Origin of the sequence: Nitrospirillum goiasense (assembly GCF_034427435.1) — a bacterium.
GTDB lineage: Bacteria > Pseudomonadota > Alphaproteobacteria > Azospirillales > Azospirillaceae > Nitrospirillum.
The window spans coordinates 322,908-340,780 of the sequence record NZ_JAXQNP010000002.1 but is presented as its reverse complement, the minus strand read 5'-3'; the positions used below and the strand labels follow the sequence as shown (position 1 = coordinate 340,780).

Genomic DNA, 17,873 nt, shown 5'->3' with positions numbered 1-17,873 from the left:
CCTAAATGGAACGGGGCGGTGGGTTGCCCCACCGCCCCGTCACAGACCATATCGCGATCCGGCTTTACTCCGCCGGCGCGGTCGAGGCCTCCGCACCGCCACCCTTGGGCAGGGCGTTGAGGGTACTGAGGAACAGGGCGGCGATGTAGGGGAAGGACTGGACGACCAGCATGGTGGCCCAGACATAGGCGTCCCGGTTGTCGCTACCCTTCAGCAGGGCGATGGCGGCGGCGGCCAGCCACAGGCCCAGCATCAACGCCACCTCCTCCCGCGCATGCAGGAAGCCCTGGATCAGGGCCGGCTGGTCCTCGCACTTCGGCGTGCGCACGAAGGGGCGGCCGCTGGTGAACAGGCCCACCCACACGGCGCGGCCCACGGTGTGGGTCAGCGCCATGCCGGCGATGGCCGCCCCCAGCTTGTCGATGAAGCGGCACTTCACCCGCTCCCCATACAGCCACAGGCCGCACAGCACCTTGAAGAAGAAGACGCTGAGGGTGGGCAGGATGAAAACGGTGGGCGGGAACTCGATCCACTGCGGCAGCAGCAGCAGGCCCAGCGACCAGACGATGCCGCCGATGACGAAGCCCATGTGGGCGGCGTCGGCGAACCAGGGCAGCCAGCCGGTGATGAAGTGGTACTTCTGGCCGGCCGTCAGCTTGGTGCCGCCCGGCATCATCTCGCGCCAATGGCGCTTCAGGATCTGCACGGCGCCATAGGCCCAGCGGAAGCGCTGGGTCTTGTAGCCGGCGAAGCTGTCGGGGACCAGGCCCTGGCCGAAGCTGTCGGGCATGTAGACCGCCTCCAGCTTCTCCTCGAACAAGCGCAGGCCCAGCTCCGAATCCTCGCAGATGCACCACTCGGCCCAGCGGCCCACACCATCCAGCGCGCTCTTGCGCACCAGGGTCATGGTGCCGTGCTGGATGATGGCGTTGCGCTCGTTCCGCTGGATCATGCCGATGTGGAAAAAGCCCTGGTATTCCCAGTTGATCATCGACTTGAAGGCGTCGTCGGACCAGTCGCGGTAGTCCTGCGGCGACTGGACGAAGCCGACCTCCGGCCGCTTGAAATAGGGGATGGTGGCCGACAGCCAGTCGGGCGTGACCTGGTAGTCGCTGTCGATGACGCCCACCACCTCCACATCCGGGGCGGTGACGGACAGGCCGAAGTTCAGGGCGCCGCCCTTGAAGCCGGGCCAGCGCGGCAGGTGGAAGAAGCGGAAGCGCGGCCCCAGCTTGGCGCAGTATTCCTCCAGCGGGCGCCACACCGCCTCGTCCTTGGTGTTGTTGTCGATCACCAGGACTTCGAAGTTGGGGTAGTCCATGGCCGCCAAGGCGTCCAGGGTTTCGATCACCATGTGCGCCGGCTCGTTGTAGCAGGGCACATGGATGGAAACCTTGGGCGTGTAGTCGCCCAGCGGCTCGCGCACCGGGGTGTAGCGCCGCTTCCAGCGCTGGGTCCACACCACCTCCGTCAGTTCCAGGCCGTCGATCAGCATGACGGCGAACAGGATCAGCTGGGCGAAGATCAGCACCATGAAGGCGGTGAAGGACAGGGTGCCCATGCCCACGGTCAGGGCCTGGGTGCCCGTCCACACCAGGACGGAGGCCACCGTCTGGATCAGGAAGCCGTAGAACAGCTGGCCGCGCCATTTCAGGTCGTCGCGGGCCAGCACGAAGAAGAACATGGGGAAGAAGGCCAGGGCGGTGGCGATGGCGCACAGCACCCGCCACGACGGCACCTCCAGGATGCCGCCCACCATGGGGAACTTCTGGTGACGGTGGGCGTCCCAGATGCCCCAGGCCGTTTCCGCCGTGCCGCCCAGCGTGCGCTTCCACGGCTGGTCGAAGGCCTCCATGATGTAGAAGTCCAGGCGCTGCTGGCCGGCGATGTTCAGGAAGCTGCGGATGTACTTGGCCTCGTTCACCAGGCCGGCCTCGGCCGCCCCGCGATAGGCGCCGTCGGACGGCCAGCCGGTCTCGCCGATCAGGATGTGCTTGTTGGGGAAGCGCTCCTGCACCTGGCGGTAGGCCGCCATGGCGTCCTCCACCGCGCGGTCCACCGACACCTTGTTCCAGTAGGGCAGCAGGTGGATGGTGATGAAGTCGCAGGCGTCGGCCAGTTCCGGGTGGTCCAGCCAGACGTACGACGGCTCGGCCGTGGACACCGGCACGTTCACCTGGCGCTTCACCCGCTGGATGTAGTCGATCAGCTGGGCGACGCTGAAGTCGTCACGGAACAGCACCTCGTTGCCGACCATGACCCGCTTCACATTGGGGTTGGCGCGGGCGACGCGCACCAGGCCGGCCAGTTCCGCCTCATTGGCGGCGGTGTCCTTGGACAGCCAGGCGCCCTGGGTGATGGTCAGGTTGGGGTAACGCTCCAGCGCGATGGGCGCCACCTGGTCGATGCCGTTGCCGACCTGGTAGGTGCGGATGGACTGCACATGCGGCGCCACCACATCCAGGTCGCGCTTGATGTCATCGGCGGTGGGGCTGTCCCCATTCTGCGGGCTTTGATTGGCCTGGAAGGGCACGAAGGCCACGCCGGCGATGGTGCCGGCCCAGGGGCGCTCGCTGGCCGGGCGGTTGACGATCGCCCACGCGCCGATGTTGCCCAGCACGAGAAGAAGCAGGACCGCCCAAGCGGATTTCTGCATCCTCAAAATCTTACGCATTGTGAACGACCCCTGCCCCTGGAACGGAATGATGATGAATGGGACGACGATGAAAAAGGAATAGGTACGCGCACGGCTGAACGGGCGGACCCGCAAACTAGTGAATTATCCGGCGGGTTCCCAGCCCCAAGGCCCCACCATGGCGCCCACCGTGGGCGCCCACCGTGACGGAAGCGAAACCATCCAATGACACGACTATGGGGCAATTTTATGGAAGCCGGGCCCCCACGCCATTTTCACCCCCACGGCGGCGCCATCCGGTGTGCCATTGTCGTGGCCGAACTCCTTGGACGGACAGCGTTGGACAGTAGTACATAGCCATCCCAACGACGGCGTCCAGCGGTATTGCGGGCGCCCGTCCATCGCCGAATCCGGCGTCCAGCCTTAAACGGAATGCCTGTGGTCATGACAAGCGCCGCCGACTTCGCCCTGCATCCCCGCCTGGCCGCGGACACCGTGGCCGTGGGCGACCTGCCGCTCAGCCGCGTGCTGCTGTCGCGCAACGCCTGCTGGCCCTGGCTGATCCTGGTTCCCCGCCGGGCCGGCGCCGTCGAGATCCACCGGCTGGAGACGGCCGACCAGGTCCAACTGATGGCGGAGATCGCCCAGGCCTCGCGCGTCATGGAGGTGGCGTTCCGCCCGGACAAGCTGAATGTCGCCGCCATCGGCAACCTGGTGCCGCAACTGCATGTCCATGTGGTCGCCCGCACGCGGGGCGACGCCGCCTGGCCGGGGCCCGTCTGGGGCTCGGGGTTCGAGCAGGCTTATGGCCCCGATGGCGCTGGGGCGCTGGCCGCCAAGCTGGCGGCTGATCTGGGTCTATGATCCGGCCGTATCCACCGCGAATGAAAAGCCGAAATTGCTGGAGAGCGCGCCATGATCATCGTCCATCACCTGAACCATTCCCGGTCGCAGCGCGTGCTGTGGGCCCTGGAGGAACTGGAACTGCCTTACCAGGTGGTGCGGTATGAGCGCGATCCGGCCACGCAATTGGCCCCCCCGGCCCTGAAGGTCATCCATCGCCTGGGCAAGTCGCCGGTGATCGAGGATGAGGGCCTGGTGTTGGCCGAATCGGGCGCCATCATCGAGTATCTGGTGCGCACCCACGGCAATGGCCGGCTGGCTCCGCCGGCGGGCGACCGCGCCGCGCAGGCGCGCTTCAGCCACTGGATGCACTACGCCGAGGGCTCCGCCATGCTGCCCATCCTGTTGAAGCTCTACACCAGCCGCCTGGGCGACGGTGCCACCCCCCTGCAGCCCCGCATCGCGTCGGAGATGGCCAACCACCTGGGGTACATGAACGCGGAACTGGCCCAGGCCCCCTGGTTCCTGGGGGAGACCTTCACCGCCGCCGACATCCAGATGAGCTTCCCCATCGAGACGGCCCTCACGGCGCCGGAGGCGGCGGAGCGCTTTCCCCACCTGGCGGACTTCCTGGCCCGCATCCAGTCCCGCCCGGCCTACCGCGCGGCGGTGGAGAAGGGCGGCCCCTACCGCTATGACCGCGGGGCCTGAAGACGCGCCCGCAGCCAGTCGGCCAGCGGCGCCCACACCTGGCCCGGCGCGCCGGCGCTGACCACCATGCCGATGTGGCCCAGCGGTGGCTCCAGGCGGTCGCCGCCGGGTATGGCGTCGATCAGGGCACGGGCGGCGCCCGGCGGCACGATGCGGTCGCGGGCGGGGATGATGGCCAGCGTGGGCAGGCGGATGGCGCCCGGCGTTATGGCCCGGCCCGCCACCCGCCAGTTCCCCTCGGCGGGGTCGTTGCGGCCATACCAGCCGCCCAGGCATTCCCGCGCGACGGTTGCGGCCAGGGGCACACCGTCGTTCAGCCAATCCTCCAGCGCCACGAAGTCCTGGGCGTCCTGGCTGTCCGGGGCCAGGCGGGCGTAGCGGCTGAACTTGCGCAACGCCAGCAGCGGGTCCAGCCCGACGAACAGGAACTGGATCATGTCCACCGGCAGTTCGCCCAGCCAGGTCAGCGCCGGCTCGACCAGGGGCAGGACGGCGGCGGTGCGCAGCGCCGCGGCCCGGTCGTCGGCATGGAAATCCCAGGGGGCGGCCAGCAGCACCAGGCCGGACAGCGCCTCGGGCCGCAGCACGGCGGCGGCGGCGGCCAGGGTGCCGCCCATGCAATATCCCACCAGCGCGGGGGCCTGGCCCATCAGGTCGCGCGTCGCGTCCACGGCGCGGGCCAGCCGGCCGGCGACGTAGTCGCTGAGGCCGAACCCCCGTTCGGTGACCCCCACTGTGCCCCAATCCAGCAGCAGGGGACGAAAACCCTGCTGGGCCAGCCATCGCACCAGGCTCTTGCGCGCCGACAGGTCCAGCACATAACCGCGGTTGACCAGCGAGGGCACGAACAGCAGCACAGGCCCCTTGGCTCCGGGCAGGCTGTAATCCAGCAGGCGGCTGTTGCCCTCCGTCCATACCGGTGGCGGGTCGGTGACATCGCGTTGATAGGGGTTGCGGCGATAGCGCTCCAGGCCGCTCAGAAAGGTGTCGAGTCGGCGGCGGGTTTCGCGCTCAACCGCCGCGCTCAGCGCTTCCGGGTCGACGCCGGCGAGGTCGGCGCGCAGTTGGCGGCACCTCGGCTCCAACTCCTTGCGCCAGATCGGCGAGCTGCCGTTCAAGAGCGGCAATCCGGCCTGCGAGTTCAGCAAGACGGTCATCGCCGCCGTCAGGTGCGCCGCCAGCGGCCGCGGGCCCTGGCGGCGTCTCCGGGGTGCCGTCGCCGCCGTGTCGGTCGCCCGCGGGCTTGGGTCCGTTGGTGCTTTGCGTGCTGGCATAAGGCCCCCAAGGGAAGGTGGCGGGGGTGAAGAAAGGTGCGCCCGCCCAGGCGCCCGGCCCAGGATTCGCGCCGCCGCCGCCCGGCCAGGCGGCTTGGCCGAACGTCCGTACCAGGCGGGCGAACGCGTCGGTCATGTCCGGATCGGCGGACATGGCGGCCCACTGGTCCTGCCACAAGTCCAGGTAGCGCCGGGCCAGCGCGTCCAGGCTGGGCGGTTCGCCCTGGGAGGCTGAGGCGGGTCCCGCGGCATCCTCGACGGGGGCGCCGGGCGGGGGCGGTGGGGCTTCGGGCTTGCGCGGCATGGCGCCAATCTACACCCCCGCCGCCGGCTGGCAAAGCGATGGCGGAAGGTCATACCACGCATTGATCCTTGGCAGGATGCTTGCGCGTGCCGCACCGCATGGATTAGCTATGTGCAGTGCACCCGTGCAACGGGTGATAAACATCGCCGGGAAACGCCGCCTATGGTCGACAAAGAAGATCCCAAGCCCGCGCCGATCACGATCAAGAAGTACGCCAACCGGCGTCTTTACAACACCGCCACCAGTTCGTACGTGACCCTGGACCATCTGTGCCAGATGGTGAAGGACGGGACCGACTTCGTCGTCTACGACGCCAAGTCGGGCGACGACATCACCCGGTCGGTGTTGACCCAGATCATCGTGGAAGAAGAGTCCAAGGGCGGACAGAACCTGCTGCCCATCGGTTTCCTGCGGCAGTTGATCAGCCTGTACGGCGACAACATGCAGTGGATGGTGCCGAAGTACCTCGAATACAGCATGCAGTCGTTCACCCGTAATCACGAGAAAATGCGGGATTACTTCCAGAACACCCTGGGCGGCATGTTCCCCTTCGGCTCGTTCGAGGAGGTGGGCAAGCAGAACATGGCCATGTTCGAGCGGGCGATGCGCATGTTCTCGCCCTTGGCCGGCGCCGATGCGGCCCGCGCCGAAACCGGCGAGGTGCCCAAGGCCAAGCCCGCCACCACCGGCGGGCAGTTCGATGAGCTGCAGAAGCGGCTGGACGAGTTGCAGCAGCAGCTTGTCTCCCTCACGGGTTTGACCCGCAAGCCGGATTGAGGCGTGACCGCCGGCCCCGCAGGGGTCGGCTTCCCGTCCTTCCTCCAAGTTAGAAAGCCCCGGTCCCGCGTCCGCGCGGCCGGGGTTTTTTGTGCGCCTGCGGCAACGGTGACGATACCGGCGCGGGGGCGATGAACAGCCGTAAATTGCGCCCGCCCGGTGCCCGGCGGCGGGGTGCGGGGTTGCGCCAACGGCATTTCACCGCGCGCCGGGGCGTGGGCTAAGGTTTGCGCCCTGGACGAAGGACCAAGGTGTCGGCGGCTGCTTGACGTGCACAGTCGTCTGAAAGCCCGGCCCCTGGTTCGTGGTGTGATCGTGCGGTTCTGGCTGGCCCGACCCGCATGGGCCACACCCTCACGCGAATGAACGGGGCCACCCGCGGGGTGTCGCCCTTCTGAAGGAAGATGAGGAAAGACATGCCGCTGAACCGCAGGATTGTTCTGGCCTCGCGCCCCGAGGGGCTCCCGACGGAACAGAACTTCGGGATGGAACAAGCGTCCATCCCCGTGGCGGGCCCCGGCCAGATTCTGCTAAAGACGCGGTGGCTCTCTCTCGATCCCTACATGCGCGCCCGCATGAGCGCCGCCAAGTCCTACACCCCGCCCATCGAGGTCGGCGGCCTGATGGTGGGCGGCACCATTGGTGAGGTTGTGGAAAGCAATGTCCCCGGCTTCCAGGCCGGCGACCTGGTGCTGTCCAACTCCGGCTGGCAGGAATACGCCGTGGCCGGGCCGAAGTCGGTGCACAAGCTGGACACCGACGGCCTGCCGGTCACGACCGCGCTGGGCGTGCTGGGCATGCCGGGCCTGACCGCCTATGTCGGCCTGAACGACATCGGCCAGCCCAAGCCGGGCGAGACGGTGGTGGTCTCCGCCGCCGCTGGCGCCGTGGGCTCCGTCGTCGGCCAGTTGGCCAAGCTGAAGGGCGCCCGCGCCGTCGGCATCGCCGGCGGGGCGGAGAAGTGCGCCTTCGTGGTGGATGAACTGGGCTTCGACGCCTGCGTCGACTACAAGGCCCCCAACTTCAAGGAAGCGCTGGCCGCGGCCTGTGACAATGGCGTCGACGTTTATTTCGACAATGTCGGCGGCCGGGTGGCCGACGCGGTGTTCGACCTGTTGAACACCTTCGCCCGCGTGCCGCTGTGCGGCCGCATCGGCAACCTGAACGACACCGCGCTGCCGGAGGGCCCGGACCGGGTGCCGGCCCTGCTGTCGACCATCCTGACCCGCCGCCTGCACGTGCAGGGCTTCATCGTTTCCGACCACTGGCATCGCAACGACGCCTTCCTGGAAGAGGTCGGCGCCCTGGTGAAAAGCGGCCAGTTGCGGTATCGCGAGGACGTGACCGAGGGCCTGGAGAACGCCGTGCCGGCCTTCCTGGGCCTGCTGCAGGGCAAGAACCTGGGCAAGGCGCTGGTGAAGCTGTAAGGGCCAATGCCATGGCGTTTGATCGTGACCGCTCAAACGCCCCCTCAAGCGCCGGGCGGGCGCGTCCGCGCCCTTGGCTTCCTCGCCTTTCAGTCCACTCCGTTCCCCGAAAGGTTCCGGCGGCCCCATTTGGGGCCTACAGCGGCATAAGGGATCTCATGCCGCTGGGTTGAGTTGGCGCCATATGTCGATTGAGACCGAGCCCCCGCCCGGAGATCCCGGCGCGGGGGCTTCGTCTTTCTTAAATCCTGATCTCCGCGCCCAGCACCTTCAGCAATTGCGCCAGCCAGGCGGCGTGGGCCGGCCAGGCGGGGGCGGTCACCAGCTTGCCGTCGGTGACGGCGCCGTCCACCGGGATGTCGGCATACTCGCCCCCCGCCAGGGTCACCTCCGGCCGGCAGGCGGGGTAGGCGGAAACCTTGCGGCCGGACAACACGCCGGCGGCGGCCAGGATCTGCGGGCCGTGGCAGACGGCGGCGATGGCCTTGTCCTGCGCCGCGAAGGACTTCACCAGGGCGATCACCCGGCCGTCGAGGCGCAGGAATTCCGGCGCGCGGCCGCCGGGGATGACCAGGGCCACATAGTCGTCGGCCTTCACGCTCTCAAAATCGGCGTTCAGCGTGAAGTCGTGCCCGCGCTTCTCGGTATAAGTCTGGTGGCCCTCGAAATCATGGATGGCGGTGGCGATTTTGTCGCCCGGCCGCTTGCCCGGGGCCACGGCGTCGACCTGGTAGCCCACCATGGACAGGGCCTGGAAAGGCACTATGGTTTCATAGTCCTCGGCGAAATCGCCGACGATCATCAGGATGCGTTTGGGGCTCATGTGGTTTTTCCTCATGGTGGGCGGGGGGCACCAGGATGCCGGGTGAACGCGGGAACGCCTATGGCCTTGAGGAGGTAGGTGTTGAGATAGCCGGTGCGCGGAAGCTTAAGGCGCCTTGGGCGACGCATGATGTATAGAGGGCTAACCTTAGCCCTGGTAGGCAGTCTTGCCACCAAGTAGGATAACTGGCACCTGATAGCAGGAGGTGCAGGATGGCCGAGGTTCAAAAAGTCAGCGTCGCCCTCACGGTGGAGCAAGTCGCCGCCTTGCGGACGGCTGTCGAAGCTGGCGAATACGCGACAACCAGTGAAATCATCCGGGAAGCTGTTCGTGATTGGCAGTTCAAGCGTGAACTACGGCAGCAGGACGTTCGACGCTTGCGTCAGCTTTGGGATGAGGGCAAGGCCAGCGGCGCCGCGGAGCCCTTTGATATTGAGCGATCGATTGCCGCCGCCCAAGCGCGCCGAGGCAAGACTGGCGCCGAATGATCCCCATCTACCAATCGCCCGCTGTCGCCCGCGACTTGGAAGAGATTTGGTCATCGATTGCGATCGATAACCCTGTGGCGGCGACCCGAATTCTTCGTGCCCTCGGTGTCCGCATCGGAAGGCTCGCGGTATTCCCTCGCATGGGTGTGCGCCGCCCAGACATCCGCCCCAGCGCACGCGTGCTTGTGGAAGGGCCGTATCTGATTCTTTTCGAGACGTATCCCGACACAAACGATGGGCCCATTGAACGTGTGGACATCGTCCGTGTCATTGATGGCCGACGGGACTTGCCCGCGCTGTTCACCGATCCGCCTGGCGGTTGACCACCGCCGTGACCGGCGCCAGGACGATGCCCCGGTCGCGCAGGCCCACGGCCCAGCGGGCGATGGCCTCCAGGGTCACGGGGTAGGGCTGGGCGTAGCCCACGGCGACGCCGTTGAGCTTGGCCAGGCGCTCCAGTTCCGCCAACTGGGCGGCGACGCCGGCGTCGGACGGGGCCCGGTCCACCTGCACGTCCGACACGGCGCGGGGCAGGCCCAGCTCGGTGGCGATGCGGGTGGCCTGGCTGGCCGGGGTGGGCCAGCTGTCGACGTAGATCAGGCCCCGGCGTTGCACCTGGCGCAGCACGGTTTGCAGGCTGTCATGGCTGGCCAGGAACTTGGTTCCGGTCAGGTTGGTCAGGCCGACATAGCCGGTGGCGCTGGCCATGGCCGTTTCCAGCCGGTCGACGTTCTTCTCATCCGGCAGGCTGGTCAGCAGGGTGCCGGGGCCGGGATCGTTGCGGGGGAAGTCCTGCGGCTCCATGGGAACCTGCAGCAGCACCTCGTGCCCATCGCCGCGCGCCTGGTCCATCGCCTTCTGCAGGTTCGGCGCACCGGCGGCGAAGGCCAGGGTGACGGCGGCGGGCATGCGCGCCAGCACCTTTTCCAGGGCGCTGGGCGACCAGCCCAGGTCCGCCATCACCAGCGCGATGCGCGGACGCTTGTCATCCTGGGGGAAGGGCCGGCTGTAGGCCTGCCAGGGGGCCGGGCCCTTGGCCGGCATGCGCGGCAGATAGCCCGCCCGCGTCTTTTCCAACAGGTCGTCGTTGTGGCTGGGCGCCAGCTTCACCGCCATGTCCATGGGGTCGGGTTCATGCGCGGCGGCGGCGGCTTTCGCGTCAGCCCCGTCCGCTGCCCCGTTGGCTGCCCCGTTGGCTGCTGGGGCGGGGGCCTCCACCGGCCGGGCGCCGCCCTCCGGCAAGGTGACGGCGATGTCGGGCAGGGTGGCCGCCTTGCGTCGGGCGGCGGCCGTCTCCTCACCGGTGGCGGCCAGCCAGGCGACCGTGCCCGCCACGACCAGCACGGTCAGGGCCACGGCCACGGCGAACAGGTTCAGGCGCCGCCTGGGCTTGTCGCCCGTGGCGCGCGCCTTGCCGCCCACCTTGCCGGTCCCGGCACCGCGGCCCGTGCGCTTGGGCACGCCCAAGCGCGCCGCCAGCACGTCAGCGGACGCATCCTCGTCCGCATCGGCCAGCAGCGCCTCGAAGGCGTCGTTATCGCCGCCCTTCCCGCGTTTCGTCTTCTTTGCCGCCTTCGAAGGCTTGGCCTTGCGCGACACAAGGCTCTTCAGGCGGCTGGGTAGGGCGGCCAAGGGGTCCCCGTCGGTTGGCTAGGGCGTTGTTGTGGTCAGTTCGTGGCCTTGGACTGCTGCAACAGCGACAGGCCGCGCAGCAGATCCAGGGCGCGCGTCAGCTGGTAATCCTGGGGCGTGGCATCGCCGTTGGCGGCCGGCGGCACCGCGGTGCCGCCCGGCGCGTCCTGGCCCTTGGTGCCCGCCTTCGGGTCCTGCGTCTTGGAATCGACCTTGGCCTTGTCGGCGCCCGCACCCTTGTTGTCCGGGGCCTTCGCGTCCGGCGTCTTGCCATCTGGCGTCTTGCCGTCCGAGGTCTTGTCCTTGGCGTCATCGCCCGGCTTGGCCGGCTGCTTGGCGCCCGGGTCGGTGTTGCGCAGGGCGTGCGGCAGGTCGGCCTCGCGCCGGCGGATGATGCCGGCGGGCGTGCCCACCTCCTCCACCTTGGCCTGCTGCACCTCGATGTCCGGGGTGATGCCCAGCTGCTGGATGGACCGGCCGGACGGCGTGTAATAGCGCGCCGTGGTCAGCTTCATGGCGTTGCCGCCGGGCATGGGCATGATGGTCTGGACCGAGCCCTTGCCGAAGCTCTGCGTGCCCATGAGGATGGCGCGCTTATGGTCCTGCAGCGCGCCGGCCACGATTTCCGAGGCGGAGGCGGAGCCGCCGTTGATCAGCACCACCAGGGGCAGGCCATGGATGGCGTCGCCCGGCTTGGCGTTGTAGCGCTCGCCCTGGTCGGGGCGGCGGCCACGGGTGGAGACGATCTCCCCCCGCTCCAGGAAGGTGTCGCTGACCGAGATGGCCTGGTCCAGCAGGCCACCGGGGTTGTTGCGCAGGTCCAGCACATAGCCGATGACCTTGTCGCCCAGCTCCTTCTGGATGCCGGCCAGGGCCTTGTCCAAGCCGGACTGGGTCTGCTCGGTGAAGCCGGACAGGCGGATGTAGCCGACCTTGCCCTCCACCCGCCAGCGCACCGACTGCACCTTGATGACGGCGCGGGTCAGGGTGAAGTTCAGGGGCTGGGGCACGTTGTTGCGGTGGATGGTGACCTTGATGTCGGTGCCCGGGGCGCCACGCATCTTCTCCACCGCCTCGTTCAGGCCCAGGCCCACGATGGCTTCGTCATTCAGGTGGGTGATGTAGTCGCCGGGCTGCACGCCGGCGCGGCTGGCCGGCGTGTCGTCGATGGGCGAGATCACCTTGACCACGCCGTTCTCTTCCGTGACCTCCAGGCCCAGGCCGCCGAACTCACCCTTGGTCTGGACCTGCATGTCCTCCCAATTCTTCTTGTTCATGAAGTTGGAATGGGGGTCCAGCGACGCCAGCATGCCGTTGATCGCGGCCTCGACCAGCTGGTCGTCCGGCACTTCCTCGACATAGTCGGACTTCACCCGCTCGAACGCTTCGGTGAACAGTTCCAGCTGCTTGTAGGTTTCCGCCTTGATCGGCGGCTTCGCGTCCAGCGGCCGGGACAGGGGGCTTGCCAGATAGACCAGGGCCACGACGGCCACGGAGGTCAGCAGTTTCTTCATCTCACCCTTGTCCTTTACCCTCGGTGCCCGTAAAGCCGCGCAGGGGGTTGATCGGCTGACCACCCCGCCGCAACTCGAAGTACAATGTGGGGCTTCCGTCGCTGGCCATGGCGCCCATGGGTTCGCCGGTCAACACACGTTGTCCCACCCGCGTATCGATCCGACCCAATCCCGCGATCAGGCTATGATACCCATTGGGGTGCTCGACGATCAAGATAAGGCCATAGCCCTTGAAGGGGCCGGCGAAAACCACCGAGCCTTCATACGGCGCCACGACGGGGGACCCGGCGCGGGCGCTGATGCGCACGCCGCGGCTGGTGGTGCCCACCGCGTCCTGCTCGCCATAGCGCTGTGACACGGGGCCGGCCACGGGCAGGGTCATGCCGCCCAGCGCCGTGCCGCCGGGCACGTCCTTAGGCGTGCGGCCCATGGCGGCCAGCCGCTCCTGCGCTTTTTTCTGCCGCGCCTCTTCCGCCTGTTGGCGCTTCTGCGCCTCCGCCTGGCGGGCTCGCTCGGCGGCGGCCTTGCGCTCCGCCTCCAGCTTTTCCATGAGGTCGCGCAGGTCGCCGGCCTGGGCCGTCAGCACAGCCATGTGGCCGGCCACGTCCTGCAGTTCGGCGTCGTTGGCCTGCGACAGGGCCTCGCGGCGCGACACCAGGTCGCGCAACTCGCCCTCGCGCTTTTCCAGCTCCTTTTTCGCGGTCAGCGCCTGGGCGCGCTTGTCCGCCAGTTTCTGGCGCAGGGCCGCCAGTTCCCGCAACTGCGCCGCCAGCGCGTCCGCCCGCTTCTTCAGTTGGGGGATGGCCTCCCGCAGCAGCAGCGCGCTCTTGACCATTTCGCCCGGCGCCTCCGGCCGGGCCACCATGGCCTCCGGCGGCAGGCGGGACAGCCGCTGCAGGGCGCCCAGCAGGTCGGCCAACGCCGCGCGGTCGGCGTCGATGCGGGCCATCTGCTCCTGCTCGTTGGCGGCCAAGCCGGCCAGCGATTGTTCCACGGCGCGCAGGGCGTCGTCCTGCCGGCGCTGGTCCTCCGCCACCGCCACCGACTTGGCGCGCAGGTCGGCCAGGTCCCGCTCCAGCGCGTCGTTCTTGGCGTCCAGCTCGGCCTTGCGCGCCTGGTCGGCCTTCAGGTCCTTTTCCACCTTGTCCAGTTGGCGCTGGGGGTCCTGCGGCTTGGACTGGCCTTGGGGGGGCTCGTCTGGGCGACCGGCGTCAGCACCACGGGCGGGGCGTGTTGCCCAGCCCCCGCCGCGCCCGGCACCAGCAAAGCCAGCGCCAGGGGCAGCAAGGTAAAGGGGGCCTTGGGGGCGGTCACGGGCGTGCGGTCACGGGCGGTGGTTACCGGGGGCCACGCTCACTCGGCCGCCGCGCGGGCGGCGTCACGCACCAGCAGGGAATGGCCGGTCATTTCCTCCGGCTGGGGCAGGGCCATCAGTTCCAGCAGGGTGGGCGCCACATCGGCCAGCTTGCCCTGCTCCAGGCGCACCACGTCGGCCGGCGCGTTCACCAGGATGGCGGGCACCAGGTCCAGGGTGTGGGCGGTGTGCGGGCCGCCCGTCTCCGGGTCCTTCATCAGCTCGCAATTGCCGTGGTCGGCGGTGATCAGCAGGGCGCCGCCCTGGCGCTTCACCGCTTCCTCCAGCCGGCCGATGCTGCGGTCCACCGCTTCCACCGCCTTCACCGCGGCGGCCAGGATGCCGGAATGGCCCACCATGTCGGGGTTGGCGTAGTTCACCACCACCAGGTCGAAGGCGCCGCTGTCCACCGCCGCCACCAGCTTGTCCGTCAGCTCATCGGCCGACATCTCCGGCTGCAGGTCATAGGTGGCCACCTTGGGCGAGGGGACCAGGATGCGCTCCTCCCCTTCGTAAACCTTCTCCTCGCCGCCATTGAAGAAGAAGGTGACGTGCGGATACTTCTCCGTCTCGGCGATGCGCAGCTGCTTCAGGCCCTTTTGCGAGACGATCTCGCCCAGGGTGTGGCGGATTTCCTTGGGCGGGAAGATGGCGGGCAGCACCTTGGCCAGTGCGGAGGAATATTCCACCATGCCCAGCTGCGCGGCGAACTTCACCGGCGTGCCGCGGTCGAAGCCGCTGAACTCCGGCTCCACCAGGGCGGACAGGATCTCGCGGGCGCGGTCGGCGCGGAAGTTGGCCATCAGCACGCCGTCGCCGTCCTTCATGCCGGCGTAATCGCCGATGACGGTGGGCAGGATGAATTCGTCATGCTTGTCGGCGTCATAGCTCTGCTTCACCGCCGCCTCGGCGCTGGCCGCCGTCTCGCCTTCAGCCGACACCAGGGCGCGATAGGCCTTCTCCACCCGGTCCCAGCGCTTGTCGCGGTCCATGGCGTAATAGCGCCCGTCCACCGTGGCGATTTTGGCGCCGGGGGCGCCTTTCAGCCCGGCCTCGATGGCGGCCAGCTGTTCCAGGGCGCTCTGCGGCGGCACGTCGCGGCCGTCGGTGAAGGCGTGTAGGGCCACGGGGATGCCGGCCTGGGCCAGGGTCCGCGCCAGGGCGACCATGTGGTCCTGGTGGCTGTGCACGCCGCCGGGGGAGGCCAGGCCCAGGATATGGGCGGTGCCGCCCGACTTCTTCAGCGCGGCCTTGAACGCGGTCAGCGCCGCGTTGGTCTCGAACTCGCCCTGGGCGATGGCGCGGTCGATCATGGGCAGGTCCTGGAACACGACGCGGCCGGCGCCCAGATTCATGTGCCCCACCTCGGAATTGCCCATCTGGCCGGCGGGCAGGCCCACATCCTCCTCGCTGGCGGACAGCAGGCCGTGCGGGCACTCCTTCCACAGGCGGTCATAGTTGGGGGTGTTGCCCTGGGCGACGGCGTTGTCCGCCACCTCTTCCCGATAGCCCCAGCCGTCCATGATGCACAGGACCACGGGGCGGGGGGCTTTGCTGGTCTTGTCGGTGGCGGCCATGGCTGTCTGTTCCCTGATCCTGGTGGTGTAGCCCTGGGGGGGTGAGGTGCGAACGTATTGGGAAAATCGGGATTTCCGCGCCCGATGGCAAGCGGCGCGTCCGAATTTCCGACCTGATAAAGCGTTATAGGCCCCCCAGGGTTCTGCCGTCGCGCGTCTTACTTATGTCCGGCCTGCAAGGGGTGGGGACAGAAACGGTATGCCGGGCGCACCATCCGCCACCGCTTCTGTCGCCGGCCTCCCGAACTTCGGCCGTTTCGGCTGGCGCGCCCATGCCACCATCCAGGGTAACGAGACCGGGACAAGGTGGAGGACATCATGGATCAGCGGCTGAACGGCGACATGGGCGGGATCGCTTCCCCCGGGGCCATCGCCCTGGAAGACCGCTGGTGCGCCCACACCTACAAGCCGCTGCCCGTGGTCATCACCCGCGCCCAGGGCGCCTGGATCCACGATGACGCCGGCCGCCGCTACCTGGACATGATGAGCGCCTATTCCGCCGTCAATGTCGGCCACGCCCATCCCCGCATCCTCAAGGCGCTGACCGAGCAGGTGGCCAAGGTGGCCGTCGTCTCCCGCGCGTTCCACACCGACCGGCTGGGCCCCTTCCTGGAACGCCTGTGCGCCCTGACCGGGCTGGACGGCGCTTGCCCCATGAACAGCGGGGCGGAGGCGGTGGAGACGGCGGTGAAGGCCGCCCGCCGCTGGGGCTACCGTCATCGCGGCATTCCCGCCAACCAGGCGGAGATCATCGTGGCCAGCGGCAATTTCCACGGCCGCACCACCACCATCATCAGCTTTTCCTCGGAAGAGGCCTACCGCGAGGGCTTCGGCCCCTACACCCCCGGCTTCCGCGTCGTGCCCTTCGGCGACCTGGACGCCCTGACGGCGGCCATCGGGCCCAACACGGCGGCCGTGCTGCTGGAGCCCATCCAGGGGGAGGCCGGCATCGTCCTGCCGCCGGTGGGATATCTCAAGGGCGTGCGGGCCGCCTGTGACCGCGCCGGCATCCTCATGATCCTGGATGAGATCCAGTCCGGCCTTGGCCGCACCGGCCGCTGGTTCGCCCACCAGCATGAGGGCATCGTCCCCGACGGCCTGTGCCTGGGCAAGGCGCTGGGCGGTGGCGTTCTGCCCGTTTCCGCCTTCGTCGCCCGCCGCGACGTCATCGACGTGTTCGATCCCGGCAGCCACGGCTCCACCTTCGGCGGCAACCCGCTGGCCGCCGCCGTGGGGCTGGAGGCCCTGGCGGTGATCGAGGAGGAGGGGCTGGTCCAGCGCAGCGCCGCGCTGGGCGCCCATCTCATGGACCGCCTGCGCGGCCTGAACAGCCCGCTCATCCGCGACATTCGCGGCCTTGGCCTGTGGGTGGGGCTGGAGATCGATCCCGCCCGCGCCACCGCCCGCCAGGTGGTGGAGGAGTGGATGCGCCGCGGCGTCCTGTCCAAGGAAACCCACGACACGGTGGTGCGCCTGGCGCCGCCGCTGATGATCGCGCCGGAGGATCTGGACTGGGCGGTGGACCGCCTGGCCGAGACCCTGGCGGTCTTCGCCTGACACCCAAACCACGAACAACATCCGGGGAACCCCACCCATGCCCGATACCCGCCTGACTTCCTCTCCCTTGGCCGCCGCCGCTACCGACGCCCTGCCCGGCGGCCGCATCCTGATGTGCGCCCCCGAGCATTTCGAGGTGAGCTACGCCATCAATCCCTGGATGCGGCCGGATCGCTGGCAGGAGGAGGGGGCCCTGCTGGGTGCCCGCTCCTCCAGCGGTTGGGAACGGCTGGTGGCCACCCTGCGCGGCCTGGGCGTGGAACTGGAATTCGCGGCGCCGCAGCCCGGCCTGCCCGACATGGTGTTCACCGCCAACGCCGCCGTGGTGCTGGACGGCAAGGCGCTGGTCGCCACCTTCCGCCACCCCCAGCGCCAGGGCGAGACGCCGGTGTTCCGCCGCACCTTCGACGCGCTGAAGGACCGGGGCCTGCTGACCGAGGTGCATGACATGCCGGCGGGCGTGGTGCTGGAGGGGGCGGGCGACTGCGTGTGGGACCCCGTGCGCCGCACCTTCTGGCTGGGCTATGGCCAGCGCTCCGACAAGGCGGCCGCTCCGGTGGTGCGTGACCTGTTCGGTGTGGAGGTCGAGGCGCTGGAACTGGTGGACCCGCGTTTCTATCACATGGACACCTGCCTCTGCCCCCTGACGGGGGGCGAGGTGCTGTACTTCCCCGGCGCCTTCTCCGCCGAGGGCAACGCCCGCATCCTGGAGCGCTTCGGCGCCGAGAACCTGATCGTGGCGCCGGAGCCCGACGCCTGCACCCTGGCCGTCAATGCCGTGAACCTGGGACGCGACATCGTGCTGGCCACCGCCAGCCCGGCCCTGCGCGGTATGCTGACGGAGCGCGGCTACCGCGTGCATGAGACGCCGGTCAGCGACTTCGGCCTGTCCGGCGGTTCGGCCTTCTGCCTGATCCTCAAACTCGACCGGGTGTCGGTGTAAGGCTGCCCTCAAAC

Annotated in this window: 15 protein-coding genes; 8 read left to right on the top strand and 7 right to left on the bottom strand. The window is 68.7% G+C overall.

Annotated features, from left to right (window positions below; genetic code table 11):
* Positions 1-64 precede the first annotated feature (64 nt).
* Complete coding sequence (locus ULB03_RS03920; RefSeq protein WP_322481981.1) at positions 65-2,656, bottom strand: glycosyltransferase; 2,592 nt, start codon at positions 2,654-2,656, stop codon at positions 65-67.
* Positions 2,657-3,079: 423 nt separating this feature from the next.
* Here ULB03_RS03920 and ULB03_RS03915 point away from each other — a divergent pair, with 423 nt between their 5' ends.
* Both ULB03_RS03915 and ULB03_RS03910 read left to right on the top strand, forming a co-directional pair.
* The gene (locus ULB03_RS03915) at positions 3,080-3,499 is read left to right on the top strand and encodes an HIT domain-containing protein (protein WP_322481980.1); all 420 of its coding nucleotides are present in this window, start codon (positions 3,080-3,082) and stop codon (positions 3,497-3,499) included.
* A 51-nt stretch (positions 3,500-3,550) separates the two neighbouring features.
* Positions 3,551-4,189: a glutathione S-transferase family protein gene (locus ULB03_RS03910; protein WP_322481979.1), complete on the top strand. Its 639-nt coding sequence runs from the start codon at positions 3,551-3,553 to the stop codon at positions 4,187-4,189.
* On the opposite strand, the gene ULB03_RS03905 is transcribed toward ULB03_RS03910, so the two are convergent.
* Positions 4,171-5,346, bottom strand: a complete 1,176-nt coding sequence (locus ULB03_RS03905) for an alpha/beta fold hydrolase (protein WP_322481978.1) — start codon at positions 5,344-5,346, stop codon at positions 4,171-4,173. The genes ULB03_RS03910 and ULB03_RS03905 overlap by 19 nt on opposite strands.
* A gap of 583 nt (positions 5,347-5,929) precedes the next feature.
* Between ULB03_RS03905 and phaR the strand changes: the two genes are divergently transcribed.
* Together phaR and ULB03_RS03895 are read left to right on the top strand one after the other, a co-directional pair.
* Entirely contained in the window at positions 5,930-6,544 is a 615-nt protein-coding gene (gene phaR / locus ULB03_RS03900; protein ID WP_322481977.1) for a polyhydroxyalkanoate synthesis repressor PhaR, read from the top strand.
* A gap of 404 nt (positions 6,545-6,948) precedes the next feature.
* Complete coding sequence (locus ULB03_RS03895; RefSeq protein WP_322481976.1) at positions 6,949-7,971, top strand: NADP-dependent oxidoreductase; 1,023 nt, start codon at positions 6,949-6,951, stop codon at positions 7,969-7,971.
* A 241-nt stretch (positions 7,972-8,212) separates the two neighbouring features.
* On the opposite strand, the gene ULB03_RS03890 is transcribed toward ULB03_RS03895, so the two are convergent.
* On the bottom strand, positions 8,213-8,794 hold the full coding sequence (locus tag ULB03_RS03890) for a DJ-1/PfpI family protein (RefSeq protein ID WP_322481975.1): 582 nt from the start codon (positions 8,792-8,794) through the stop codon (positions 8,213-8,215).
* Positions 8,795-9,006: 212 nt separating this feature from the next.
* Between ULB03_RS03890 and ULB03_RS03885 the strand changes: the two genes are divergently transcribed.
* Entirely contained in the window at positions 9,007-9,282 is a 276-nt protein-coding gene (locus ULB03_RS03885; RefSeq protein ID WP_322481974.1) for a ribbon-helix-helix domain-containing protein, read from the top strand.
* Positions 9,279-9,605, top strand: a complete 327-nt coding sequence (locus ULB03_RS03880; RefSeq protein ID WP_322481973.1) for a type II toxin-antitoxin system RelE/ParE family toxin — start codon at positions 9,279-9,281, stop codon at positions 9,603-9,605. Before ULB03_RS03885 ends, ULB03_RS03880 begins: the two co-directional genes overlap by 4 nt.
* Here the strand turns inward: ULB03_RS03880 and ULB03_RS03875 are convergent.
* The 4 genes from ULB03_RS03875 to gpmI form a co-directional block, all read right to left on the bottom strand.
* Complete coding sequence (locus tag ULB03_RS03875) at positions 9,583-10,914, bottom strand: divergent polysaccharide deacetylase family protein (protein ID WP_322481972.1); 1,332 nt, start codon at positions 10,912-10,914, stop codon at positions 9,583-9,585. The two genes, ULB03_RS03880 and ULB03_RS03875, sit on opposite strands and share 23 nt — an antisense overlap.
* Before the next feature lie 35 nt (positions 10,915-10,949).
* Entirely contained in the window at positions 10,950-12,428 is a 1,479-nt protein-coding gene (locus ULB03_RS03870; RefSeq protein ID WP_322481971.1) for a S41 family peptidase, read from the bottom strand.
* A gap of 1 nt (position 12,429) precedes the next feature.
* Entirely contained in the window at positions 12,430-13,569 is a 1,140-nt protein-coding gene (locus tag ULB03_RS03865) for a murein hydrolase activator EnvC family protein (RefSeq protein WP_322481970.1), read from the bottom strand.
* 212 nt (positions 13,570-13,781) lie between these two features.
* Positions 13,782-15,359: a 2,3-bisphosphoglycerate-independent phosphoglycerate mutase gene (gene gpmI, locus ULB03_RS03860; protein ID WP_322481969.1), complete on the bottom strand. Its 1,578-nt coding sequence runs from the start codon at positions 15,357-15,359 to the stop codon at positions 13,782-13,784.
* Positions 15,360-15,677: 318 nt separating this feature from the next.
* On the opposite strand from gpmI, the gene rocD reads away from it, so the two are divergent.
* Both rocD and ULB03_RS03850 read left to right on the top strand, forming a co-directional pair.
* Positions 15,678-16,916, top strand: coding sequence for an ornithine--oxo-acid transaminase (gene rocD, locus ULB03_RS03855; protein ID WP_322481968.1), 1,239 nt, complete (start codon positions 15,678-15,680; stop codon positions 16,914-16,916).
* 37 nt (positions 16,917-16,953) lie between these two features.
* The gene (locus ULB03_RS03850) at positions 16,954-17,859 is read left to right on the top strand and encodes a dimethylarginine dimethylaminohydrolase family protein (protein ID WP_322481967.1); all 906 of its coding nucleotides are present in this window, start codon (positions 16,954-16,956) and stop codon (positions 17,857-17,859) included.
* Positions 17,860-17,873: the final 14 nt, after the last annotated feature.